The sequence below is a fragment of the Christiangramia oceanisediminis genome (assembly GCF_022570735.2).
Taxonomy (GTDB): domain Bacteria; phylum Bacteroidota; class Bacteroidia; order Flavobacteriales; family Flavobacteriaceae; genus Christiangramia; species Christiangramia oceanisediminis.
The window spans coordinates 81,640-106,893 of record NZ_JANCNS010000003.1; the positions used below are offsets into that span (position 1 = coordinate 81,640).

Below are 25,254 nucleotides of genomic sequence, written 5' to 3' on the forward strand. Positions count from 1 at the left end.
TTGGGATCAAACACTACCTGCTTTTCGAAATGAAATTCAATTAGCCAATTATCATCTATTTTATCTTCAAATTGCTCTTCTGGCTGGCATGTTGGGCTCTGTATTAAATTAGGTATGACCAAACGCTGCAGGCTGATCCCTTGAGAATATTTATTTAAATTGCTGCCCTATTGGTCACAACTTTTTAAAATGCTCACTTTCCCTGGGCGTTATAAATTTAAGAACGAATGCACAAAGCTGAGCACTGCAGACTATGCGATCACCAGCAGATCAACCTGAAGAACGGAACCATTTGTGGACTGACCCGCATAAAACCTGAATTTTCAAATTCCTGCCCGGATATCGACTTTTCTCAAAAGTTGGAACCTGCCATCAAAGAGGTGAATACGCATTATGAGAATATAAAAAGAAAGGCTTTGCTCACCTATATTCATTCCTTTATTTTTCTGTTCATCAGCATTTCGGTTTTCTATGGAGGCTGGTATCTTGGAAAATATGTACTGGAAACAGGGGCCCTCTCGGCAATACCCATGATCATCTTCGGAATTGGCTTTATGGTGCTTCCATTGGCTTTTGGTCCGCTTAACTACTATCGTCGCGACCTGAAGCTAGCCTTGAAGAAAAAACAGAAACTTGATGGCATTTTGGCCGCCTACCAGGTCGATTACACTATTGACATTCATTTTGGAAAAGAAAGACACGGCAACCAGGAGGTTTTCACTGACCTTGAAATCCAAAGATATTAAAATTCAATTTTATGCTTTCCTGCTCTAATTCCTTCGGGCTAAAACATTTCGAAAAATCTTATATCCTACTCAAATTAGTTTAACAGCAGATAATTGAAGGTTTAACATAAATATCCTCGGTTATTACACGAAAAAATTTAATTTCACGCAAAATTTAAGGTTTTAAGCTAACAAGTCCGAATCCCTACTTCCAAAACTTGTGTTAGCAAAGACCTCAGTACGAATAACTGAAATTTTAAATAATCGATCTCGGACAAATATTACATCTAGAATGCCTCATTTTTCTTTAAATCCGGCCATTTTGGTTTTAGGTAGTTCTACTCTTTTTACTGGAGATACCTGCCTGAATATGACCTGCATCGATAGGCTTTACAATCCTGGTAAAGCGATTCCCTTAAAGACGAATAAATATTCAGAATACTATGAAACTGTTACTGGAACAAATTCATTTTACCCAATTAGAACTGAAAGATCGAGGAAGTTTAAAGATCTTTAATATGGGGCAGGCACGAAGAAATGCAGAAGCTAAGAATCGAAAACTGAATAGCCTGCAGTTACGAAGCCGGAGTTTTAAGGACAAAAAGGAACTATTGGTGGTCTATTCAGGGAAATCCGTCAGGCAGCTTAAAAATATTGCTCCGGAAGAATTTTTATTGATCAAGGAAGAGATCAGGCGTAAGGCCAGGAAAGAATCACGTAGATCCTTACTTACCTGGATCATCACGGGGATCGCGTTGATCCTGCTGCTTCTGTTTTTATTCTAAGCTGTGATCCTAACATCCTGGTAGTTCTTAAAATAGGTTCATTTACCTGTTAATCCTTCTATTTCAGGTTATCACTATTCACGATCTTATCACGGTCTCTAGCCTCCCCTAAATACTCTTTGCCGAGTCCTTCTTTTTGGTTTTCAAAACTTACTGATTTAAAAAAATGAACATACCCGGCTTTTTAAATGTTATAAATCATTAACTTTCAGAAAAGTAGGATCAAAAAGCGCATCCAGATTTTTAATCATTTAAAGCACAGGTATGGGATCAGGAAAACAACTTGTCATTCTAATTTGTATCCTTTTCTTTAGTATTGCCAAAGTTGAAGCTCAGGCTGAACTTCCCAAAGACAGCCTTGAATTGAGCGTTTTTCCATATGGTAGTTTCAGGGGGCACTTCGCATTTTATAATGAAGAAGTGGAATTCCAGGAGAATGCATCCCGGGTAGGGGTTCAAATTGGTGTAAATAAAGCAGAAATGGAATTTTTCCTGGGTGTTGAGCTTGGGATGAATCTGTTTAAAAGCAATTCCCAATTCAATGCCGATGGAAATTCTGCCAGCGGATTCATTCTTACCTTAAATGAACAGGCCAACCAGGTTTTTAACTCCAGGCTCGGTTACCTGGGTTTCCGATTTGGAAAGTATGGAAGCATCAGCTTTGGAAAACAATGGAGCGTGTATTATGACATTACCTCCTATACAGATAATTTTAATGTCTTTGGAGCACAGGCTTCCTCTACCTTTGTGGCGGGAACCGATGGTGGTAGCATTGGTACCGGTCGAGCAGACCAGTCTATGATCTATAGAAATGAAATTGGGCCTTTGATCATTGGCCTTCAGCTACAGGCAAAGAATGTGGATAATGAGAATTTCATCGATGGCCTTGCTGCCAGTTTACAATATCAAATTTTTGAAGAATTAAAAGCAGGCATCGGGTTCAATCATAGTTATCTTAATGACTTCCTTATAGATGAAGCACAGATCCTGGGCCTCGATGATGACCCCTTCTACTTTACAGCAGGTTTGAATTATCAAACCCCGCATCTTTTGCTTGGTGCCGTCTACAGTAAGCATACCAACGGGGACCTCGCCCGGGGATTCCCAATCCTTCTGGAAGACAGGGAGCTTTCACCCACGGTCATTTTTAATGCCTACGGTTTGGAGGTTTTTGGAAGGTACAATTGGGATAAATTCAGCTTAATGGCCGGTTATAATCATTATACCCCGGATATCGATGAGATCGAAAGAGTTGATAACCAGTTAGCCCTGAGCGAAGATTTTAAAACACGGGATTTTATCCTTGGCGCAGAATACAGGCCAGCGGGATTTGTCTTTATCTATTCCGAATTGAGAATAGGCACCGGGAATACTTCAGAAGGCCTGGATACGACCGATGTTTTGGCATTAGGCCTCAAAATTCAGGCAGACCATATGTTCAAAAAGAATCTGAAACCAAAATGATCGTACTTCATTATTATTTTAATTATTCAAGCCACTTGGCTCATTTTTTAAATAATAATGGTCTCAATTGATTTAATCTTTAGATCCAGCTCCTTTAAAAACAGGCTATAAAAGAAAGCCGGCAATGATTACCGGCTTCTATTTTACTTTAAGTTTCGCATCTTTTTATTGGATTTTCACCACTTCTGCCAGATCTGGGATCAGGGCATTTTTGGTGGCCCATAGATTTCCGTCATTATCAAAAGTAATAGCAGTTATAAGCGGAATTCCACTGGCTATGGTTTCACATTCCAAAGTATTGGTATCGCAGGCCTTAATAGTACCACCTGTAATAATTCCAAGTACCTCTACGGCTGCCCAGCTCTTTTCATCCAGTTCAACGACATATAAACGACCATCTGGCCCGAAGGTCATATCAACGATGGAAGTGAATCCGCCATCGAAGGCTTTTACACAATCTGCACTGGATCCACATAAGGCTCCAGAGGCGGTTGGTGATACCTTCCAAATATTCGATTCACCTGTTGGTCCTGGAAAACCTTTCAATTCCCCAACATAAAAATATCCATCGGGCCCAACAACTACTGAGGTTGGGACCGCCTGTGTAGGTATTGCCGGAGGTAAATTGCAGGGCATTGCACCAGATCCTGGACAACCTGCCAAAGATTTTATATTGGCAGTAGATACCAATTCTGGAGGGAATATAGCAACTACCTCAATGTTCCCTTGATTGTCTATTTTCAGAAGGTCATTCGCACCTGCATCTATAACCAGGGCTGCCTCACCTCCTAGCGAAGCCACACTGTATGGATTGGAATTCACATCATCATTATCCGGGTTGTACATGGCTTCAAACGCAAATAAATTGGTTAATTTTCGGGATTTGCCCTTAGACACGCGATAAAGCCCCTGACCGCTGTCTTTTTCGGTTTCAGAACTTTCGCTTGCACTGGTTACAGCCCACAAACTATTACGTCCTATCGGATCTATTGAGGTTACACCAGGCAAACTGATTTCGACCTCTCCCGTAATATTTAAAATACCACGGCCAATATCTGCTATCAAGATATCATTATTTGGCGCGGTTGCCAGGTCGAACAGGGGTGCAGGGAAGCCGTGGTTTTGTGTTTTCATGAATTTTGGTTCCACCTTCATTTCCGCATCATAATTGGTCACTGGTTCCGGTTCGATCTTATCCCCTGTACATCCAGAACTGAATAATAAACCTAAAGCGATAAGCCCAAATAAAAAATTAGTTTTCATAGTTAAAATATTTAAGTTGGTTATAAGCAAGACCTCATACTGGAAAATCCAGACCATCTAAAATTCCAAGCGGGGTAAAAACTGATATATGGGGATGTCAAAGCAACCACCTGGTTCGGTAAAGAAATAGAACCTTTAAGTGATTGTTTCTCAAATGTTTACAAATATAGCGAATTATCAAATTCAGCGGCTAAAAATCATTTGAATTCTAATTGATTACGGCAACCGATTTTCTGGGTGCTTTTAAAAAATTTTATTTTATAAGCTAAGTTCCGTATTGAATTTTAAATTAATTTCGATTGGTTACTGCCCTTTTATAAAGTATCCATTCATCAAATAATATTTATTTATTTTATAGATATGTTACTTTCTATACTTCTTATAGTACTTGGTTTTATAAGTCTAATATTCGGTGCCAACTGGCTGGTAGATGGAGCATCGGCTCTTGCCAAAAAATACAAGGTTTCAGACCTGGCTATTGGTCTTACTATCGTGGCATTTGGAACCTCAGCACCAGAACTGGTCGTAAATGTGATCGCTTCCCTAAATTCCTATTCAGACATTGTACTGGGAAATATCATAGGCAGTAATAATTTTAACCTGTTCATCATTTTAGGCCTTGCCGCCTTGATTTATCCAATCAAGGTACAGTCTTCAACGGCATGGAAAGAAATTCCGATTTCTCTCTTTATTACGATCTTGCTGGTGTTCCTGTTGAATGATTTCAATTTCAGCGAGAATACATTCCTCAGCAGGCTGGATGCCATTATTCTATTAGTTCTTTTCCTTGTATTTCTCTATTACGTTTTCCTTCAAATGAAAAGGGATAGCACGGTACAGGATAGTCCGGTCCCTTTGATGTCCCCAAAAAAGACGTGGATCTACATCATCCTGGGCTTAGGCGGTTTGATACTCGGGGGGCATTTGGTGGTAACCAATAGTATTGAAGTGGCCAGTTCTCTTGGAGTGAGTGAGAAGATCATTGGATTAACCATCGTTGCAGCAGGTACTTCATTACCCGAATTGGTTACTTCGGCCGTTTCAGCTTTTAAGAAAAACAGCGATATCGCAATTGGGAACGTTATAGGTTCCAATATTTTCAATATCATGCTGATACTTTCCATCAGTAGTCTCGTGAATCCGCTCACTTATAATCCCAGATTCAATATGGACCTGGGGATCCTTATTGGAGGCACCATATTTCTCCTGTTATTTATGCTTACCGGTGAGAAAAAGAAACTTGATCGCTGGGAAGCTGCAATTTTATTCGGATTCTATGTTATTTACACGACCTACCTGGTGTTACAGGAGTTTTAAACAGGGACAGGGACTTTTCCAGATGAGTTTAAATATAAATTAGCATAACAGCCTGGCCTAATAGAGTTTTAGAAGCTGTAATGATTTTGAGCAACGTCATCAGGAACCTGATCTATCCACGAGATGGGATCATCACTATCCGAAGAACTTGTACACGATATATACCGCCAGCACTACGCTAAGTGCCAGTATGATTCCTCGATAGATATGTGAATGGTCCTGTATCAAATCTGGAAAATTTGGTGATGGGTAAATTTACGGTCTGAAATAAAAAAAGATCTAAGGGTTTTCCCTGATTTTCCGCAAAGATACGCCTTTGGAAGCTAAGCAGGGCCTGGTTTTATATTTAATCTGCAGCTTTCCAGCAATTGCATCAAGATTATCAGGAATCAGGTCAAAATCACCTTGCTTTAAAAGCTTTTAAAATTCCAGGATCTGCCCTCGAAACCGATCGAATGCAATTGAAAACAGCTCCCTTAGCAACTGAAAATGAGTGCCTAAGAACGCATTATTTTCAAATAATTTCCTTAGATCATGGTGATTGGCTATAAAAAAATGTTTATTTTCACAGTAACATGCACGAAAACAAAGCATTACAGGAACTCTAAGTGTTATGACTGTTCCGGAGAAAAATAAAAATTTAAAGCGCAAAAATTGTTTAACTAAAAAACCAAAAAAGATGTTTAAAAGATCAATTAAACTGCTGGCGATCATTTTCGCAACTTCAATGCTATTAACATCCTGTTATTCTTACACTACAGTAGTAGGTAATGGAGGCCAGGGCGGTGAGGAAACCACGAGGTGGAATCATTATCTGGTCTACGGATTAATTCCCGTTGGAGTATCAAACCCTTCGAATATGAATGATGGTGCCGGGAACTATACTGTTCATACCAGGCAAACATTCCTGAATGGAGTTTTACATGCGATCACTGCAGGAATTTACACTCCTACGACCACTACGGTTACAAAATAAAATATGATATCTTAGAAGGCCTGTTCATGTAACAGGCCTTTTTTTATTGAAGTTTATGAAAACAATCGTTTTTTATCTTGCCTTTATCATCGCTGCCGTACTTCTCTGGCAGATCTCCAAAATCATTATTTTTGACTTTAACCGATTAACTGAATGGGGTTTCGGATACCTCCTGGGTAAGGTCATCCTATTTCTTGTGTTTATCGGCCTCGCCTTTTTTATGAGAAAACGAAAAGCTGAAACAAGCAACCAGACCGATTAATGGTCCACTGAATTAGATACCAGAATCTATATCAGCCTACTTTCAACGTTAAGCCTTCATTTAGCGGTCAATAATTTTAGTAAATTTAATAGGAAGAACAAATCCTGAACCAACAGGTTTGGAAATATTAAACTTATGCAGACTAGCTTTAAAATCACGACACTGTTTTTAATTCTGTCAATTAGTTTATTATGTACACAGTGTAAACAACAGGAAAAGAAAAGTATCAGCCAGGCATCCGACTTTGAAAAATTTACAGGACGGTGGAAACTTGGAAATATTCAGGTACAGGATACCTTAACAAAGGCCTGGAACAATGCAGGCGGACTGAACAAAGATCGAAAGGGTTTTATCATCTATGATGGACTGGGCGGCATGGGAGTCCACCATGTGTCTGAAAATTATGAACAATATATCCTGGAGGGCAAAGGAGGTCTGGACAGTCTAAGTCAAAAAGACCTGAAAAAGATGGCTACAAATTTTGTGTATTTCGGCAAATACCGAGTAAATGAAGATGACAAAACTATTGAGCATCATATAGAATCGCATATTTATCCGCAGGCATGGAATACCATAGCAGAGAGGCGCTACGAATTCCGGGAGGACAGTCTTATCCTATCTCCTATCAACGGAAATTTTACCGCACCGGTCAGGCTTGTCTGGTTGAAACTGGATGACCGCCCAAAGTAACTGCTAAAATTATACATGCCCTCATTTTCTAATCGGTCTCTTCCAGGTAGAATATATCGTTCACCGGCTTCCCAAAATATCTTGACAGTTTAAGAGCGAGTACTGTGGAAGGAACATACTTATTGAGTTCAATGGAATTGATAGCCTGCCTGGTAACACCAATCTCTTCAGCAAGCTGCTGTTGAGTCACATTTTTTATCGCCCGCTCCACCTTTAAATTATTATTCATAGCTGAGTTGTTTTTTTGCTTGGTAAAGCGAGTAGTAAAATCGAATGATAAAGAAAATCAGGATGGTAAACATGTTCAGGATCATAACCATTAAAAAATCAAGATCATAGAATAGCAGGAAACAAATTCCCAGAATCAGGTAATTGATATAGATCGCCCAAACGAGAGATTCCAACCTGATTTTACTTACAAATTCGTCTTCATGCTTTTCTTTTGAAAAGGCCACCAGAATGGCGCCTATAAGAAATAGAAGACCTACAATGGTTTTGGTGTAATTACCACTGAATAGTTTAAAGAATTCACCTTCTTCACCCAGGAATTCACCGGAATATAAAGTGAAAATCCTGCCATCCAGAAAATCGAATTCCAGGTCAAAGAACAATACCAGTACTCCTAAAACAGCTGATGGGAGTAATAACATCCAACCTACTTTCTTAAAGCGGTTAGGGAATAAATAATTCGCTTTCATAAAAAAGTCATTAATAACATACTAAAAGTAATTAACTAATTACTTTTAAGCAAGCACTAATTACATTTTGTATATACTAAATTACTTTTCAAATCAATTCTAACTTGTTTTTTATACACGCAGAACCCCAAATAGCGTATATTTACTATTCAAAAAATCCTTTTTAGCAATTTGAAATTCCCTGATAATTTTTACGAATACCTGGAGTCACATACCATGATCCAAATCAAAGGTGGTAAAGAACGATTGAGCTTTCTTCCTATTTGGATGGTCCAGGTTAATGGCCGGGTGTTTGCCCGCAGCTGGAATAAAAGTGAAAAAAGCTGGTTTACCGAAATTGAAAGATCCGGGGTTGGAGAGATCAAGTTTGGCGAAGAACTGCTTAAGATTACAGGAATAAAAGTGGATCCTTCAGATCCCATCCAGCCTGACATAAGCAATGCATACCTGCAAAAATATGACCAGCCTCATAATAAAATGTACGCCTCAGGGATCGCGGCAAGTGAGTATTTTGAGCACACCATGGAATTCTTCCCTGAAAACCTTTTGAATTCTACCAGTATAGTTAAGGATCTAAAAACTGCAGAATGAAAAACTGGATAGAACGAATCGATAAGAATACCGAAAGTTTTCAGCAGATATTCGGCAGCCTCAATTCGAAAAAACTCAATTGGAAAGCCAGCGCACAAAACTGGAGCATTGCTGAAAACATTCAGCATTTGATTCGGATTAACGAATCTTATTTCCCGGTTTTCGAAGAAGTAAGGTCAGGAACCCTCAAGCTGCCCTTTGTTGCCAAATTTGGATTTATGGTCAATTTTTTTGGGAACCTGATCAAAAAATCGGTTGATCCAGCCGGAAAAAAGAAAATGAGAACCTTCCCGCTATGGGAACCTGATACCTCTGAATTGGATCCGAAAATTCTTAAAAAGTTCGAATCAAGCCAGGAACAACTAAAAGCTTATATAGTAGATCTTCATGATGCCATTGCATCTGGAAAAGTGATCTATTCCCCGGCAAATCGAAATATAGTCTACTCACTTCCTACCGCTTTGGATATCATTGTGCTTCACCAGCAACGCCATTTTTACCAGGCCAGGGAAGTTCTGAAATTGCAAAATAGAAGTTCTCAGGAATAATTCGTTCGTTATAATTCTTTCTTAGGACATCATTTTAAGTCGAAGCAGTCATCACGATAAGCCAGAATTTTGTTCAGATTTTTAAGTTGAAAATCCTTACTTTTGGCGGTCTTAGAAAAGAGACCTTGAATTTATGAAAGGAAGAAAAAAAAGAGAGCAACAGGCAAAGATCTTACGAATATTTAGAAAAGTGCATCGCACTACAGGAGCTTTGTTGTTTATCTTCTTCTTTTTAATTTCGGTTTCTGGAGTGCTTCTGGGCTGGAAAAAGGACAGCTTCGGGATCATCCTCCCGGAAACCAAAGAAGGCTCTACTTCGAATTTGACTGATTGGCTTCCTCTGGACAGCCTTCACGATAAAGCAGTGCTGGTGCTTCGTGATTCAGTATCTCCAGATCTATCATCAAGCATAGACAGGATTGATGTTCGCAAGGAAAAAGGATCGGTTAAGTTTATTTTTGAAGACCATTTCTATGGCATTCAGCTTGATGGAGCCACCGGTGATGTTCTTAGCATCGGGAAAAGACATTCAGATCTTATTGAAAACATTCATGATGCTTCCATTATAGATAATTATCTTGGTACCTCAGGGGTGATAAAAGTGTTCTATACCACTATCATGGGGATCGCCTTACTTATTTTCACGGTGACTGGCTTTTGGCTTTGGTACGGCCCCAAGCAAATGAAAAAGAAAAGGTAGTTTCTTTGAATTGATTACATTTATAACTGCTAACCAGTTCCTTTTATAATTTAAAAGAACCTTCCAATTCGCAAAAATGGACACCAATCATAACAATCTTCATGTCTTTAAGATACTTTTTATCATCAAAGGAATTCTTAGCATTTTACTCTCCTTTTTGCCCGTGATCTATTTCTTTATAGGCACCTGGATGGTCACTTCACAAGTATCAAATGATGAACATGCCGGTATTGCTGGTGGCATCATGATGGTTGTGGGCGGCTTTATTTTCCTGTTTCTCCTGGCACTGGGAATAGTTACCATTCTCGCAGGTAAATACATCGGCGAACAGCGCCGCTACACTTTTGTCCTGGTGGTTGCGATCGTGAATTGCATTACTGGGATTCTTGGTATCCTGCTTGGTATTTTCAGTATCATAGAGCTAAACAAACCTGAGGTGAGAAAACTCTTTGGAAAGAACGCCTGACCATTAACAACCAGAATCTTACTTAATTATTGAATTCTCAGTAATAGTCCCGGATTTTTCAAAATTCTGCAAACTAAAACTGACTGAAATCATTTATTTTCTGCCTAAAATTTCCTAATTTCCTTTCGGGTAATCTGCTTGTAATTACCCTGGAAACCCACTGGTCTGTTCCCCCCAATCAGCCCGGATTATTTACCGAAGCCCTCCCCTGGGGCCTTTTAAATAGGTACTTTCTTTTTACGCTCAAAAAAAATCAGAATCATGAGAACCAAAGAAATCAACAGTTACGGATGGGAAAGACCTGATATTATCCACAAAAATTCCATCATGTGGGATTCGCGTTTGAGCTTTATCGTTAAGGAACTTGACTTCCTTAATTCCATGCTCAATGCGAATATTTATCCAATTGTGGAATCCCATCTTATCGAAAAATCAGAAGTATTAAAAGAACAGCTGAAAGACCTGAAAACTGAAGTTTCCAGTTTACTTACCAAGATCAAAATGCATATTAACGGCGTAAAGATCCTTTTCGATAAAAGCATAAAGACCGAGGAAGATTACAACTACAAACATGAGCACCGCAAGATCATGATCAAAATGCATGAATTTGACAGCAGCTACCAAAACCTTAAAAAGGAGATCTTCAAAACGGTTACGGAAGCCTGGAAACACCAGAAACAGAAAAAATTATCTTAGGCTTAATGTCTAAATTATCGGATTCTAAAAAGTTCCTACCGGATCATTTTAACCAGATTGGCCATGTAAACCCATTTCATCTCCCGGGTTTCAAGGCCTTTTTGCATCCTACTCTCATCCTGTGAACTAAGTCCGGCATCGAAACCTGAAGACTCGATGTATTGCTTCCAGTTATCAAACATATTCACGGTAATATGACTGGTATATACATCAGACCCCTGAGGCAGAAGCACCTTTAACAGTTGCCAGTTACCTTTCGCTCCTCCATCAACGACCTTTTGATGAAAAGGTTTGAATACGTCATTCTCTGCCTTTTCGTAGGCTTCCATCTGCCCCGGATTAGCTTTCATTAGATCGATGGAGGCGACCATTCCTGGTTTCATTTCAAAATCATCGGTAGTACTGTTTATCACATGTATAAACAATCGTACAGAAAGATCCCTGGATCCGCCGGCCATATCCAGTCTTTTTTCAAGGTCCTCGTCGCTTTCTGTTGGATAAGCCGTTCGTGCACTTTGCATGATACCTTCTGCAGCATTCATCATTTTTAAGGGATCATTAAAAACTGTAACCGTAAGATATTGATAACCCTGCTCCTCCCCGCCGGGTAGCAATTGCCAAAGGTCCCAACCCATAATATCACCATTTTTAACTCGTTGTTCATGGATCTTCTCCCAGAAATCCTCTGTTTCCATATAAAAAGGTTCCTGATCGTTGTCCACTTTCATGAACTCGAAGATCAGGTAGGTTTCCTGCTGTTGTGCAGATATGCCTAAACTAAAAATCAGGATAAATAATAAAAGAACTAATCGCTTCATAATACTAATGGTTTAGATTAGCTTAAAGATACTTAAATTATTTTATTTTTCTGATTTTCAGTATTTTACATTTTTTTAATTCTGAATGAAGCCGGATTTTTTTAGTTCGATATTAAGGGTAGGATTATTTCCTAACCCAGCTTCAATTTGCTGCTTTTGATAAAATACTTTCTTCGTATCTTAAAGCGTACGAATTCCTTAGAATGTCAACAAGAAAATTTCATGTCATAAAATCAACGGGGGAAAAAGCAAAATTCTCATTTTCAAAATTACGTGGTTCCCTGCTAAAAAGCGGAGCAGATAAAAAAACGGTAGACATCGTAATAGACCAGATGCGGGATAAGCTCCACCAGGGTATGAGTACCAGGGAAATCTATAACAGGGCATTTTCTCTTTTGAAACAGGTGAAATCGGTTTATGCTTCAAAATATAAATTAAAAAAAGCCCTTTATGAACTGGGGCCTTCGGGTTTCCCATTCGAAAAATTCATCGGTAAGCTGTTTGAAGCTGAAGGATATAGTGTAAAGATGAACCAGTTCTTCCAGGGAGAATGTGTGGATCATGAGGTAGATGTGGTCGCATTCAAACAATCTGAAAGGCACCTGGTAGAATGCAAGTTTCACAGCGAAGAAGGCCGCACCTGTGATGTTAAGATCCCGCTTTATATTCATTCCCGCTTCAGGGACATCCATGAAAGGGAGAACAGTCATTCAACCGATCAAGGCTGGCTGGTCACCAACACCCGTTTTACCGATGATGCCCTGCAGTACGGAAAATGCATTCGCCTCAACATGATAAGCTGGGACTATCCTGTAAAAAACAGCCTTAAGGAATTGATTGACAAACATCAAATCTATCCTTTAAGCGTATCTACCATCCTCACCAGGACTGAAAAGGAAGAACTATTGAATAATGACCTCATCCTTGTTCAGGATGTGCTTCAGAATAAAAAAATACTTTCAAAAATAGGGATACAGGAACCGCGGCGATCCAGGATAATCTCGGAATATGAGGTTCTATGCTCAAAAAACCATATATAATGAAAAATACGGTCAAACTTCAGTTTTTAGGTGCAGCCGGCACGGTAACAGGATCAAAATTCTACCTGGAAACCGCCAATCTAAACTTGCTCATAGATTGTGGACTTTTCCAGGGACTCAAGGAATTACGTGAAAAGAACTGGGAACAATTGCCCATTAATGTTAAGAACCTGGATTACGTATTGCTTACTCATGGTCACCTGGACCATACAGGTTATTTACCTAAACTCTACAAACAGGGATTCAAGGGCCAGATCCTGGCTTCAGCTCCCAGCCTGGAGATAGCCCGCATTATTTTGACCGATACCGCCAAGATACAGGAAGAGGAAGCAGAAAAAGCCAACAAAGAACAGTATACCAGTCATCATCCGGCTCTTCCCCTCTACACCATCGAGGACGCAGAAAAGACCCTTGAGCTTTTCAGATCGGTGGATATTGAAGAATGGATAGAACTCAAAGAGGATATAAGCTTCCGGCTAAAGCCGGCAGGACATATACTTGGTGCCTGCTTCATAGAATTAAAGCTGGGTGAAAAAACCTTCCTGTTCTCTGGAGACCTTGGCCGGGAACAGGATCTCCTGATGCCTTCGCCTCAAAAACCTGAATGGGCCGACTATTTGATCCTGGAAAGTACCTATGGTAATAAACTGCATCCTCTAGAAGATATTGAAGAGATCTTCATCAGGAACATCAGGGAGGTCATCGAATCCAAAAGTATCTTACTCATCGCCTCCTTTGCGGTAGAGAGACTTCAGCTTTTATCTTACCTGCTGTGGAAATTGTTTAAAAAGAACAGGATCCCGGATATTCCTGTTTATTTAGACAGCCCAATGGGGATAGATGTGACGCATCTTTTTTCTCAATTTTCGGCTTACCATAAGGTTCCAGCTTCCGAAATTAAAGCCATGAAACAGCATTTTGAACTTGTTTCCTCTTATAAAAGAACCTGGGAGATCATAGACGAAAAAAGGCCTAGAATCGTGATCGCCGGAAGCGGTATGCTTACTGGCGGAAGGATACTAACCTATCTTAAACAGTTTATTGACCGTGAAGATACCAGGCTCATTCTTTCAGGTTTTCAGGCAGAAGGAACCCGCGGGCGACAAATAGAAGAAGGTGCTTACGAGATCAAAATCCACGGTAAATATTACCCTGTTAAAGCCCAGGTAGAGAAGATCTCAAGCCTTTCGGCACATGCCGATCAGCAGGAATTGGTTAACTGGTGTAAACATATTAAGAACATACCTGAACAGGTTTTCCTGGTACACGGTGAAAAACAAAGTATGGATGCGTTCAGGGTAAAATTACAATCTGAATTTAACTGGAACATCGCAATTCCCGAAATGAATAAATCCTACGAACTGCAGGTATAAATCATTCTTTACACATCCATTATTTTGACTAAAAAATTTAATTCAAATCACTGAAAACATGACATTTATCATATTAAAAAAATGCATTTCGTATTAATTTAATACCTCAAATAACAGAACAATAACTTTAAATATTGAGGCCATGTCTTTAGTAAAATCCAACAAATTAAGATCGAACTGGATGAATGGTGGTTTAACCAGAAAATTTAGTTTAGATGATTTTTTTAACGATGATTTCTTTACCGAAGAACGAAATCTTCCGGCGATGAATGTAAAGGAACATGAAGATGACTTCGAAATCGAATTTGCTGTACCTGGTTTTTCCAAAGATGATTTTGAAGTAAGTATCGAGGACGACCTTTTATATGTTTCAGCTCAAAAAAGCATGGAAGATATAGAAGACGAAGACGATTACACCCGAAAGGAATTTAGTTATTCCAGTTTTTATAAAACATTTCAAATACCTAAAAGCGTTGATCCCTCCAAAGAAGTCAAAGCAAAATACGACAACGGAATTCTAAGACTTCAGCTTTTCAAGGACGAAAAGGTCATGAATAATCAACGCAAAAAAATAGATATTGCATAAGTTTTATAAGAACTGACTGGAAGGGACGGCTTAGCTGTCCCTTTTTTTATTGGCCTGGACGATTTCCTGTTGTGAAAAAATAATGTATTTTAGAGTCTAAACCACTAAAAACCTGCATCATGAGAACCACAATTAGCATCATTATATTCCTGATTTGTTTCACTGGTTTTTCTCAGAAAATTCTTCCTAAAGAGGTTCAGATCAGGACGGCCGTTCTTGCTGCCCCTGAAGATGAACGAGCAGGTGCCAAAGTTTATGGATATTCTGAAGATGGAAAAATGGTGGTGCTTAGGGAAGGTACGAACAAAATGATCTGCATTGCCGATGATCCCGAATTTGAAGGAATAAGTGTTTCCTGCTATTCCAGCAAACTGGAACCATTTATGGCCCGGGGCAGGGAACTCAGGGCTGAGGGAATTTCAGAAATGGAAAAAAGAAAAATCCGCCAAAAAGAAGTAGAGTCGGGAAAGCTCAATATGCCAGACTCGCCCAGCACCCTATATGTATTTTCCGGCTCTGAAGAGAATTATAATCGCGAAACGGGAGAACTCAAGGACGGCAAGTTCAGGTATGTGATCTATATCCCATACGCCACCACCGAATCTACAGGCCCTCCAGCCAAACCCGAAGCCCCGGGAATGCCCTGGCTTATGGATCCCGGCACTCACAGAGCCCACATCATGATAAGTCCGGTTAGCAATTAATTATAGCTTTATAAATGAACCTGCCTTAGGGTAAATAATCACAAACAGCTCAATTTTAAAACTTTAACTTTTTTTGAATACCCGTGGAAAGCCAGCTATAGCATGGCATTTCAGGTAGCAGACTATTTTTTTTATAGCCTTATTAACATTTTTATTAAAAATTTAAGAAAATAATTGTAATTTAAGGTTTCGTTCCCTCTACCCCTCCCAACGACATTCCAAATGAAATCTATGATTCAAAAATCTGTCATCGAGAACGCGTCTGAGCTTAAGCAATTCATTTTGCTTATAGATGTAGTTGGTATGCACCTGGAATATGCGAATCCTGGCCTTATTTCATTTGCGGGAATTCAGCTGGAAGCAGGAAGTGATATATTCGATCAAATTATTCACCCTGATGACCTCAATCCTTTTCTGGCTCAACTTCGGTGTTTGAAAGATTCAGAAGAAAAAAGAACCGCTCAGCTCAACTTAAGGATCAAATCAAGTGAAGGTTCTTACAAAGAATTCAGTATTAAAAATCGCCGGTACAGGCATAATCTTAATAACAAATCCAACCTGGTTATCTGCCTTGCCGAACCTGTTAATTCTCAACATGATATCGAAAACGAAGACCCATCATTAAAAGAGGCTCATGACCTCCCTGCTAATCCGTATTTCGATTTTCTCCAGCAAATGAACGAAGCCTATTGTTCCATAGAGATCATTTTTGATAATTCGGGAAAACCGGTAGATTTCCTTTTCCTGGAATCGAATCAAAGCTTCGAGCAACAAACCAATTTCAAGGATGTTGAGGGAATGACTATGAAGGAACTATCGCCAAATCTCGAGGATCACTGGTTCCAGATCTATGGTAAGGTGGCTATAACAGGAAAACCTGCCAAATTTCAGCATTTTACTGAAACCAATGGGGAGAAATGGTTTGATGTTTCGGCATTGAAGACCGGGAGTACTTCAAGCCGACGACTAATGGTGTTCTTCCGGGAAATCACACATATCAAACATGCCGAAGAGGAAATCCTCAGAACGCGAGAAATGTTGAGAAATGAAATTGAACAGGGCGAACGTGAACTAAGGGAATCAAACCAATTGCTTCAAAGTGTTTTTGACACCACAGACCTTGGTATTGCCGTACTTCAAAGACTGGTAAACAAACAAGGCAAGGTGACCGATTTCAGATTCCTGCGTATCAATAAGATCCTGAGACGCATGTATGGCGAAGTGGACCCCGTTGGAAAACGCTATCGTGAAGTTACCAGGTACGGGGAAGAACTTAAGATCTTCGAGGCCTTAACGGCTGTGGCAGAGACCGGGAAATCAATCGATACCGATATTTTTTATAATAAAGCAGATTTCAATAACTGGTTCCGGCTTAAGGCAAAAAGAGAGAAAGACCTCATTATTGTTACCGTTGAAGACATTACCCAGAAAAAAATTGAAGCCAAACAGCTGGAAGATAGTTTAAATTTTAGAAAACAACTGGTAAGCGCATCTGCTGAAACTATTCTCATCGCGAACCTGAACACCTTCAGTGTACGCTATATCAACCGCGATATTTTTCCGGAGGGAGGGATCACCCGGGAACGTGTGGAAGGCATGCCTTTACAGGAAATCCTACCTTATATACATCCCCGTGACCGGGAGAAGATCATTTATTTGCATAAGCAATTGCTAAAATCCAGGGAAGATGAGATTGCAGAGATCGAATTACGCCTGAAATTAAATGGGGTTGTTTGGGAATGGTTTAATGTAAGGGGAAAGGTCTTTCACAGGAAAAACGATCACTGGGTGGATGAATACGTGCTTCTGGTCAAGAATATCAATAAGCAAAAAGATACGCAGCATGAACTTCTGAAGGCTAAAAAGCTCTCTATCGAAGGAGAGATCGCCAGGACCTTCGCGCATGAATTGCGTAACCCGTTAGCCAGCATCATGGTAGCCACCGATGTGCTTGAAAAGCAATTCAACCTAGGAGGTTACTATCCCGGTCCCCAGAAGTACCTGGATATTTTAAACAGGAGTACCCATACGCTCAATAAGCTCATAAGCCACCTTCTCAATTCTTCCAATTACTCCCCTGCTGTACTGGACAAAGTGAACCTTTCAGAGATAGTTGAAGAGGCTATTAGCAGGGCTTCCGATAGAATTTACCTCGCCGGTATCCAGTTAAATAAGAACTACAACGACACTTACCCCGTTCTGGCCGACAAGGAAAAGCTTATTATCGCATTGCTTAATATCATTGTGAATGCAAGCGAAGCGACTAAGCCAGACGAGGGTATTATCGATATTGAGATCAAAGAGGTAAATACCGAATTCATTTTAAGTATTAAAGATAATGGTCACGGTATGGATAAGGCCCAGCAGGAAAAACTTTTTGATGCCTTCTATACCAGCAAGGAAGAAGGTGTGGGAATAGGGCTAAATTCGGTAAAGAATATTCTGGAAGAACATGATGCAAAGATCGATGTGATTAGCGAACCAGGCGTTGGGACCTGTTTCAACATCTCATTCACCAGGGCCGAGAAATCCTGAAATCAGTCTAATATCCGTAGCAGTTTCCTGAAAATTGAATATTTATTCCGAATTTTATAACAACTGGAATAAAACCAATCACATGCAGGAAATAGATAAAAATAAACCCGTCATGGTTACGGGAGCTACGGGTTATGTTGCCGGATGGCTGGTTAAGAAATTACTGGAGAAAGGATTTACAGTGCATGCCGCGGTAAGAGATCCTGAAAAGGAACATAAAATTCACCATCTTAATGGAATTGCTGCGAACAGTCCCGGCCGCATCAAATATTTCAAGACCGACCTCTTACACGAAGGCTCCTATGCCGAAGCAATGGAAGGCTGTGAAGTGGTTTTTCATACAGCCTCTCCTTTTACTTCAGATTTCAAGAATCCAGAAAAAGAACTTATCAAACCTGCAGTGAAGGGAACCGCCAATGTATTGGAACAGGCAAACGAATGCCTGAGCATCAAACGGGTGGTTTTAACCAGCAGTTGTGCGGCTATTTATACCGATGCCATCGAGGTTCAAAAAATTCATAATGGCGCCTTTACCGAGGATATCTGGAATACCACGGCATCTATCGATTATCAACCCTACTCCTACTCCAAGACCCTGGCAGAAAAAAAGGCATGGGAGATCAATAAAGCTCAGAACAGGTGGGACCTGGTGGTTATAAATCCGTCACTGGTTATGGGTCCTCCTCTCAATCCGCAGGCCACGACTTCTGAAAGTTTCAGCCTGCTCAAACAAATGGGCGATGGAACTTTTAAGATGGGTGCGCCAAAGGTTGGAATTGGCCTGGTGGATGTTCGGGATGTTGCCCTGGCTCATTTCAAAGCGGCATTCACGGCCTCGGCCAGCGGGCGTTATATCACCTCTGCTCACAACATTAATTTTGTTGAACTGGGCCAGGCACTTGAACCAAAATACGGCAAATCCTATCCTGTGCCTACCAAAGCCCTTCCAAAGTGGCTATTGCTGCTGATTGGTCCCATCCTGAACAAAAGTTTGTCTCGTAGATTTGTTAAAAATAATGTGGATATAGAATGGCGGGCAGATAATTCAAAGATCAAAAGAGACCTGGACATGAACTTCAGGCCACTGCGAGAAACCATGGAAGATTCGTTTCAGGTTCTAATAGATAACGACATCATTTAGAGCGGAACGCAATTTTCAATTCATCGTTAAATTCAAATATTAATTTCAATCTGAATTATTCAAATCAGGTTCAGGGAAGGAACATGATTGTAAAACTGCACCACCTGAAAGTAAACCTGCCATAAGTTGGAAAATATACAGAAAAATGCATTGTTTTGTTTCAGCTCAAAATTATCCCGAAGGCGTCATAGATTGACGTTTTCCTTAGCTAAATTCGAATTCCGAATAAAAAAGCATGAAGATATTACATACTGCCGACTGGCATATTGGTAAAAAATTACATAAACACGAACTCAGCGAAGATTTCGACCTGTTCATCAACTGGCTTATCGATTACATCAGTGAGAATAAGATCGAGGTTCTCCTTATTTCAGGTGACATCTTTGACCTGGCGAATCCTTCTTCCGAAGCCAGGAAACAGTATTACCAGGCCCTGGTAAAACTTCAAAAACTCGATTGTAAGATCATCGCCACCGGCGGAAATCACGATTCACCCGCCATGCTGAACGCCCCTGCCGACCTAATGCGGGCCCTGGATATGGAAGTGATTGGAGGGTTGCCGGAAAAGCTTGAGGAAACTCTAATCCCTGTTTATAACAAGAATAACGAGCTGGAACTGGTGATAGCCGCCATTCCCTATTTGCGGGATTCTGACCTGCGTACCGGGGAAAGAGTGAGTTCTTATGAAGAACGGCTGGAAGCGATCCGGGAAGGAATTCAAAATATCTTTCATTCGGCTGCTGAAATTTGTAAAGATAAATACCCGGAAGTCCCTGTTATCGCGATGGGGCACCTCTTTACGGCCGGGATGGAATCTTCAGAAAGCGAAAGAGATATACAAATTGGCAACCTGGCGGCCTTTAGAGCGGCACAATTCGGAGATTATTTCAGCTATGTAGCGCTTGGTCATATCCATAAACCTCAAAAGGTGAATGCAGGAATCCCGGTTTATTACAGTGGTTCCCCGTTTCCGCTTTCATTTAGTGAACGGAAGGATGAAAAAAGAGTTTTACTCATCGATACTGACAAAAGCTTTGAACCGGAAAGTATTTCCCTGCCTAACTTCCGGCAACTTATCCGGCTTAGCGGTAACCTGGAGGAACTTCAGCTTAAACTCAACAGCCTGGAAAATCATTCAAAATTAACTTCGCTTATAGAAGTAGACCTGGAGGAAGACCAGTATGACGCGCAGAAGATCTACGCTCTCGATAAAATGGTTAATGATTTTGACCGTGAAGGTTTTGAGATCGTTAAACAAAGGGCACAATTCAGGAACCGGGTGCAGGCTGCTTCAGAACTTTATAATAACGACGAGCAACTGGAAGATCTCAAACCAAAAGATGTCTTTCTGGAGCTGATCGCGAATCATGAATACAGCGAGGAAGAAAAAAACGAGATCCTCGCAGCCTTCAACGAGATCCTGGAAGAAGTTGAATCTGAAAATACCGCTGAATAAATGAAGATTCTTAAAGTAGCCTTTGAAAACATTAATTCCCTGAAGGGTTTTCATGAAATTGACTTTAGCCGTGAACCATTTCTAACGAATTCGCTATTTGCCATAACCGGCCCAACCGGAAGCGGAAAAAGCAGCATCCTGGACGTGATCTCTCTCGCGCTTTTCAATCATGTTCCCAGGCTTGGAAAGATAACCCGAAATGAAATTCAAACCAAGGGAGCCATACTAACCCGAAACCAGAAAAATGCGATGGCGAGGGTCACCTATGAATGCAAAAATGGTATTTATAGCTCGCAGTGGAGCATCGAGGTGAACCGGAACAATAATCTTAACGATTATGAAATGGAGATCCATGATCATCAAACCGGAAAACTTATTGACCTGAAAAAATCTGTGGTGCCTTCAAAAAACGAAGAACTTATAGGGTTGAATTATGATCAGTTCATCAAGGCAGTTTTGCTCGCGCAGGGAGAATTCGCTCAATTCCTGAAGGCCAAAAAGGATGAACGCGGTGAACTCCTGGAAAAGATAACCGGAACCGGCATTTATCGCCGGCTAGGGATCAGGGCATTCGAAAAGAACAGGGAAGCCAATCGTGACATACAGGATCAGCAGAATGAAATACAGATCATCGAGCGAGATATCCTGGAGGATGAAGTTGTAGTAAAACATCAGGCCAACCTAAAGGAAAAGTCAGTTCTATGTGAAGATTACCGAAAAGAGACCGAAAAACTAAAAAAATCGATTCAGCTCAAACAGGATATAGAAGATCAGAAAAAAGAGATCCAAAAGCAGAAAGCTTCAGAGGCTACGGGCATCGAAGATCTGAAGAAATTCGACCTGGAACATGGTTCCTCTTTAAAGCAGCATGAGAAAGTTCAGAATAAAGCAGATGAACTCAGGGAATGGAAGCAGCTAAAAAAACAGGTATCAGATTTTCAGGAACAAAAGAAGAAAATCAGCGAATTAAAACGTGCCAACCAGCAACAGATTGGCCAGTTACTCACTGATGTTTCGGAGCTGACCAAAAGCTCGGTAAAAGCTGAAACTATTTCGGAAGAACTGAATGACTTCCGTGACAAGGTTTTAAAGTTGATTGAAGCCAGGAAAGACAAACTCAGTTCTTATTCGGCTAAAAAAGACCAGTTGCAAAGTGAACTCAGGGACACAGGGTTTGGTTTTGATGAACAGGACATTGAAGGATCAATCCATGATTTCGAATTGGCCCTGTCCAGGATCCGGGAAAAATCAAAACAATATCGCGAGGAGCTGCAACTGGAAAATTCACATCATTTAGGAGAGGTCCAGCAGGGCCTTCGAACCAGGATCAGATCGGCCAGGGACGCTTCCAGAATTTTTTCAGGTATTAGTCAGCGAAAAATAGAAATCACCAGGATCGAAGAAGAACTTCAACAGGAAAATTCAAAGCTGGAATTTTTACCAGCTAAGATTAAAGAGGCGACTTCAAATTCCCGCAATTTGCAACAACAGCTGGAAAACCTGAAACTTCAGAAAGAAAACGCGAGATTAAAAGCGAGCCTGGAAGAACATAGGAAAAATCTGAAAGACGGGGAAGCATGCCCGCTATGTGGTGCCACTCATCATCCTTACGCCCACGAGGTGACAACTCAAACTGATACTATTGATGAAAAATTACAGGAGTTGGAAAATAAGTCAGAAGCTTCCAACCGGGAACTGCATCGCCTCGAGGCGGAACATACAAACCTTCAAAAAAGACTGATCGAATTACATAAAAAACTGGCCGCTCTGCAGGAACAATACCAGAAAAGCCGGAAAGGATTTTCAGAAGATTTCAGCGAATTCAAGGCTGTTACCAAACAGGAAGAGATCGACCTTGCTGTGGAAAGACTTGAATCCAAACTGGAAATTTTGTTAGAATTCGAAAGATCCCGTAAAACCGAACAGTCGCTTGCAAATGCCATTCCGCTAGCCAGGGAGATCAAAAATATAATCACTGAAGGCAGGGAATTAAAAAAACAACTGGATATGGTTTATTCCGGAAAGAATATCCAGAATGATGTTCAACAGTATTCGAACAAATGGAACCGGATCCAACAGGAAGCTCTTAATTTGAGGGAGCGCGCTTCAGAAACCGATAAACAATTACTTCAGTTAAATCAAAGCCTGGAAAAGCTGGAAACGGAACTAAATCCATTCATTTCAGAAAGCGGATTCAGTAACATTCAAGATGCCTGGCAGGTGCTAATGCCTGAAGCCGAAGCCTCGAAACTTAGAAATGAAAGACAGCAGATATTAAGGCAGATCGATAATAGCAAGGCTTCGCTCAAATTGCTCAATGAGCAATTGTTGAAATTACGAGACCTGGATACCGATACCGAAAAGGAAAAACTTTTTGAGACCTTACAGTCGAAAAATGAAAAATTGACGGGGCTGAACAATGAATGTAAGGAGTTGGAACGAATATTAAAAAATCAGGAGGACCGGGTAAAAAGAATGACCTCTCTTCGACTTCAGATCCAGGAAAAAGAAAAGCAAACAAAACGCTGGAGGCTTTTGAATGAACTAATAGGTGACTCGAAGGGCAAGCAATTCAACGACTTTGCCCAGGATCTTACGCTGAGCAGGCTCTTAAAACTGGCAAATATCAGGCTGCAGGACCTCAACGATCGTTATCTCATCGACAAACCTGAACCCGAGGAAGACGACGGACTGGTTGCCATCGATGAACATATGGGCGGCCAACGCAGATCGGTCAAGACACTTTCCGGCGGTGAAACCTTTATCCTGAGTTTATCCATGGCTTTGGCCTTATCTGATCTAGCCTCCAAAAACGTAGAGATCAACAGTCTCTTTATCGATGAAGGCTTTGGAACACTTGACCCGGAAACCCTGGACCAGACTCTGGATACGCTGGAAAAACTGCAGGCTGAAAGCTCCAAGACCATTGGAGTGATAAGCCACGTTGATTCACTGAAAGAACGTATTTCCACCCAGATCAAATTAACCAGGAACGGACAGGGATATAGTAGTTTGGAGATCAGTTCCTGACAGAAATTTTATAGAATAGAATTGAATCAAAAAAATCCAGGACAAAAGCCCTGGATTTTTTTGATGCTGAATTTTTTCAAGCTTCCAGGAATCAATGCTTCCGAAACTTACTTGATCTTCAAAGTTCTTACTTATCACCTATCTTATTGGAAAATCTAAAGACATAAAATAGAGCAAATTTGTCTGAAATTTTTTAATTGTATAATTTACGTTTATTATCTTCACCCAATAGAATTTTATAATGGAAGATCTAATTAATTTACAGGACCTGGACTTTAAGTTAGAGGTCTCTTCCCCTGGAAGAATAAACCTTATAGGCGAACATACCGATTACAACCAGGGTTTTGTTCTACCAACGGCCATCGATAAAAAGATCTACCTGAAGTTAAGACCCAATCAAAGCAAAACCTGCAGAATATTTAGTAAAACCTACCAGAAAGGTTTTGATTTCAGTTTAAAAGAACCTGTTTCCAAAGGCGAGGGCTGGGAAAATTATATACTCGGCGTGGTAGACCAGATCCTGAAATTGGGTAAAAAACCTGAAGGATTCGATTGTTTGATCGAAAGCAAACTTCCGGTTGGGGCCGGTATTAGTTCTTCTGCCGCTCTTGAATGCGGGCTCGCCAGCGGCTTAAATGAACTTTTTAAGCTTGGATTAAGTCAGTTGGAGATCGTCAAGCTTTGCCAGAAAGCCGAAAATGAATTTGTGGGTAATAATTGCGGGATCATGGACCAGTATGCTTCGGTAATGAGCAGGAAAGACCGTTTAATCATGCTGGACTGCCGGAGCCTGGAGGCGGAATATATCCCGGCCGATTTCAGGAACTGTAAATTGTTGTTATTGAACACTAATGTTTCCCACAACCTTGCCGAAAGCGAATACAATACCCGGCGCCAGGAGTGTGAATCTGCAGTAGAACTGATCAGCAAAGATCATCCTGAGGTAAGTTCTCTTCGGGATGTTGACCTGGAACTCCTCAAAAAATTTAAAGACCGGTTAAGCCCTGTGATCTACTCACGCTGCCAGTATGTATTGCAGGAAAATGAGCGTGTTTTACAGGCAACCCGCGATCTAAAAGCGGGCAAATTAAAAGACTTTGGTGAGTTGATGTATGCCTCTCATGAAGGCCTTCAGCATCAATACGAGGTAAGCTGCAAGGAACTCGATTTCCTGGTGGATCATTCCCGAAAAAATGATTTCATCTACGGCTCAAGGATGATGGGAGGAGGTTTTGGTGGCTGTACACTGAATCTCATCGAGCAGGATAAAATAAATATGTACGTTGAGGAGGTTTCTGAAGCCTATTTTAAAGAATTCAATATTAAACTGGATGCGATAAGTGTCTTACCAGATGCCGGTACTCAAATAAAGAATAAAGACGACTAACAG

25 protein-coding genes are annotated in these 25,254 nt (G+C 40.5%); 21 read left to right on the plus strand and 4 right to left on the minus strand.

Going from position 1 to position 25,254, the window contains the following annotated elements; genetic code table 11:
* Positions 1-227: 227 nt before the first annotated feature.
* The 3 genes from MKO06_RS13110 to MKO06_RS13120 all read left to right on the plus strand — a co-directional run bounded on the left by MKO06_RS13110 (position 228) and on the right by MKO06_RS13120 (position 2,974).
* Positions 228-746, plus strand: a complete 519-nt coding sequence (locus tag MKO06_RS13110) for a hypothetical protein (protein WP_241552516.1) — start codon at positions 228-230, stop codon at positions 744-746.
* Positions 747-1,168: 422 nt separating this feature from the next.
* Positions 1,169-1,510 carry a hypothetical protein gene (locus MKO06_RS13115; RefSeq protein ID WP_241552517.1) on the plus strand — a complete coding sequence of 114 codons (342 nt, stop codon included), beginning with the start codon at positions 1,169-1,171 and terminating at the stop codon, positions 1,508-1,510.
* Positions 1,511-1,774: 264 nt separating this feature from the next.
* A complete protein-coding gene (locus MKO06_RS13120) occupies positions 1,775-2,974 on the plus strand; it encodes a porin (protein ID WP_241552518.1) in 1,200 nt (399 codons plus the stop codon).
* Positions 2,975-3,139: 165 nt separating this feature from the next.
* Here the strand turns inward: MKO06_RS13120 and MKO06_RS13125 are convergent, their stop codons facing one another.
* Positions 3,140-4,237 (minus strand): ScyD/ScyE family protein, encoded by a 1,098-nt coding sequence (locus tag MKO06_RS13125; RefSeq protein ID WP_241552519.1) that lies wholly within the window; start codon positions 4,235-4,237, stop codon positions 3,140-3,142.
* Between the two features lie 360 nt (positions 4,238-4,597).
* Here MKO06_RS13125 and MKO06_RS13130 point away from each other — a divergent pair, with 360 nt between their 5' ends.
* The 4 genes from MKO06_RS13130 (at position 4,598) to MKO06_RS13145 (ending at position 7,482) form a co-directional block, all read left to right on the plus strand.
* Positions 4,598-5,554, plus strand: coding sequence for a calcium/sodium antiporter (locus MKO06_RS13130; protein WP_241552520.1), 957 nt, complete (start codon positions 4,598-4,600; stop codon positions 5,552-5,554).
* Positions 5,555-6,233: 679 nt separating this feature from the next.
* Positions 6,234-6,530 carry a Bor family protein gene (locus MKO06_RS13135; protein ID WP_241552521.1) on the plus strand — a complete coding sequence of 99 codons (297 nt, stop codon included), beginning with the start codon at positions 6,234-6,236 and terminating at the stop codon, positions 6,528-6,530.
* Positions 6,531-6,585: 55 nt separating this feature from the next.
* Positions 6,586-6,792 carry a hypothetical protein gene (locus MKO06_RS13140; RefSeq protein ID WP_241552522.1) on the plus strand — a complete coding sequence of 69 codons (207 nt, stop codon included), beginning with the start codon at positions 6,586-6,588 and terminating at the stop codon, positions 6,790-6,792.
* A 135-nt stretch (positions 6,793-6,927) separates the two neighbouring features.
* Complete coding sequence (locus MKO06_RS13145) at positions 6,928-7,482, plus strand: lipocalin-like domain-containing protein (RefSeq protein ID WP_241552523.1); 555 nt, start codon at positions 6,928-6,930, stop codon at positions 7,480-7,482.
* Between the two features lie 28 nt (positions 7,483-7,510).
* Here the strand turns inward: MKO06_RS13145 and MKO06_RS13150 are convergent, their stop codons facing one another.
* Together MKO06_RS13150 and MKO06_RS13155 are read right to left on the minus strand one after the other, a co-directional pair.
* Positions 7,511-7,711 carry a helix-turn-helix transcriptional regulator gene (locus tag MKO06_RS13150; protein ID WP_241552524.1) on the minus strand — a complete coding sequence of 67 codons (201 nt, stop codon included), beginning with the start codon at positions 7,709-7,711 and terminating at the stop codon, positions 7,511-7,513.
* Positions 7,704-8,180 (minus strand): hypothetical protein, encoded by a 477-nt coding sequence (locus MKO06_RS13155; RefSeq protein ID WP_241552525.1) that lies wholly within the window; start codon positions 8,178-8,180, stop codon positions 7,704-7,706. Before MKO06_RS13155 ends, MKO06_RS13150 begins: the two co-directional genes overlap by 8 nt.
* 171 nt (positions 8,181-8,351) lie before the next feature.
* Between MKO06_RS13155 and MKO06_RS13160 the strand changes: the two genes are divergently transcribed.
* From MKO06_RS13160 to MKO06_RS13180, 5 genes are all read left to right on the plus strand, one after another.
* Positions 8,352-8,771 carry a DUF2255 family protein gene (locus tag MKO06_RS13160; RefSeq protein ID WP_241552526.1) on the plus strand — a complete coding sequence of 140 codons (420 nt, stop codon included), beginning with the start codon at positions 8,352-8,354 and terminating at the stop codon, positions 8,769-8,771.
* Complete coding sequence (locus MKO06_RS13165) at positions 8,768-9,319, plus strand: DinB family protein (RefSeq protein ID WP_241552527.1); 552 nt, start codon at positions 8,768-8,770, stop codon at positions 9,317-9,319. The genes MKO06_RS13160 and MKO06_RS13165 overlap by 4 nt, the downstream gene beginning before the upstream one ends.
* Positions 9,320-9,452: 133 nt before the next feature.
* Positions 9,453-10,019: a PepSY-associated TM helix domain-containing protein gene (locus MKO06_RS13170; protein WP_241552528.1), complete on the plus strand. Its 567-nt coding sequence runs from the start codon at positions 9,453-9,455 to the stop codon at positions 10,017-10,019.
* A 76-nt stretch (positions 10,020-10,095) separates the two neighbouring features.
* A complete protein-coding gene (locus tag MKO06_RS13175) occupies positions 10,096-10,485 on the plus strand; it encodes a hypothetical protein (protein ID WP_241552529.1) in 390 nt (129 codons plus the stop codon).
* Positions 10,486-10,746: 261 nt separating this feature from the next.
* Positions 10,747-11,181, plus strand: coding sequence for a hypothetical protein (locus tag MKO06_RS13180; RefSeq protein WP_241552530.1), 435 nt, complete (start codon positions 10,747-10,749; stop codon positions 11,179-11,181).
* A 35-nt stretch (positions 11,182-11,216) separates the two neighbouring features.
* On the opposite strand, the gene MKO06_RS13185 is transcribed toward MKO06_RS13180, so the two are convergent.
* A complete protein-coding gene (locus MKO06_RS13185) occupies positions 11,217-11,999 on the minus strand; it encodes a hypothetical protein (protein ID WP_241552531.1) in 783 nt (260 codons plus the stop codon).
* A 203-nt stretch (positions 12,000-12,202) separates the two neighbouring features.
* Here MKO06_RS13185 and MKO06_RS13190 point away from each other — a divergent pair, with 203 nt between their 5' ends.
* From MKO06_RS13190 to galK, 9 genes are all read left to right on the plus strand, one after another.
* Positions 12,203-13,039, plus strand: coding sequence for a restriction endonuclease (locus MKO06_RS13190; protein ID WP_241552532.1), 837 nt, complete (start codon positions 12,203-12,205; stop codon positions 13,037-13,039).
* On the plus strand, positions 13,039-14,412 hold the full coding sequence (locus MKO06_RS13195) for an MBL fold metallo-hydrolase RNA specificity domain-containing protein (protein WP_241552533.1): 1,374 nt from the start codon (positions 13,039-13,041) through the stop codon (positions 14,410-14,412). The genes MKO06_RS13190 and MKO06_RS13195 overlap by 1 nt, the downstream gene beginning before the upstream one ends.
* A gap of 142 nt (positions 14,413-14,554) precedes the next feature.
* Positions 14,555-14,998, plus strand: coding sequence for an Hsp20/alpha crystallin family protein (locus MKO06_RS13200; protein WP_241552534.1), 444 nt, complete (start codon positions 14,555-14,557; stop codon positions 14,996-14,998).
* Positions 14,999-15,117: 119 nt separating this feature from the next.
* Positions 15,118-15,702: a hypothetical protein gene (locus MKO06_RS13205; RefSeq protein ID WP_241552535.1), complete on the plus strand. Its 585-nt coding sequence runs from the start codon at positions 15,118-15,120 to the stop codon at positions 15,700-15,702.
* 231 nt (positions 15,703-15,933) lie between these two features.
* Complete coding sequence (locus MKO06_RS13210; protein ID WP_241552537.1) at positions 15,934-18,237, plus strand: ATP-binding protein; 2,304 nt, start codon at positions 15,934-15,936, stop codon at positions 18,235-18,237.
* 82 nt (positions 18,238-18,319) lie between these two features.
* Positions 18,320-19,378, plus strand: a complete 1,059-nt coding sequence (locus tag MKO06_RS13215; protein WP_241552540.1) for an NAD-dependent epimerase/dehydratase family protein — start codon at positions 18,320-18,322, stop codon at positions 19,376-19,378.
* A gap of 235 nt (positions 19,379-19,613) precedes the next feature.
* A complete protein-coding gene (locus tag MKO06_RS13220; protein ID WP_241552541.1) occupies positions 19,614-20,834 on the plus strand; it encodes an exonuclease SbcCD subunit D C-terminal domain-containing protein in 1,221 nt (406 codons plus the stop codon).
* Positions 20,835-23,864, plus strand: a complete 3,030-nt coding sequence (locus MKO06_RS13225; protein ID WP_241552542.1) for an SbcC/MukB-like Walker B domain-containing protein — start codon at positions 20,835-20,837, stop codon at positions 23,862-23,864.
* A gap of 241 nt (positions 23,865-24,105) precedes the next feature.
* The gene (gene galK, locus MKO06_RS13230; RefSeq protein WP_241552544.1) at positions 24,106-25,251 is read left to right on the plus strand and encodes a galactokinase; all 1,146 of its coding nucleotides are present in this window, start codon (positions 24,106-24,108) and stop codon (positions 25,249-25,251) included.
* The last annotated feature ends 3 nt before the right edge of the window (positions 25,252-25,254 follow it).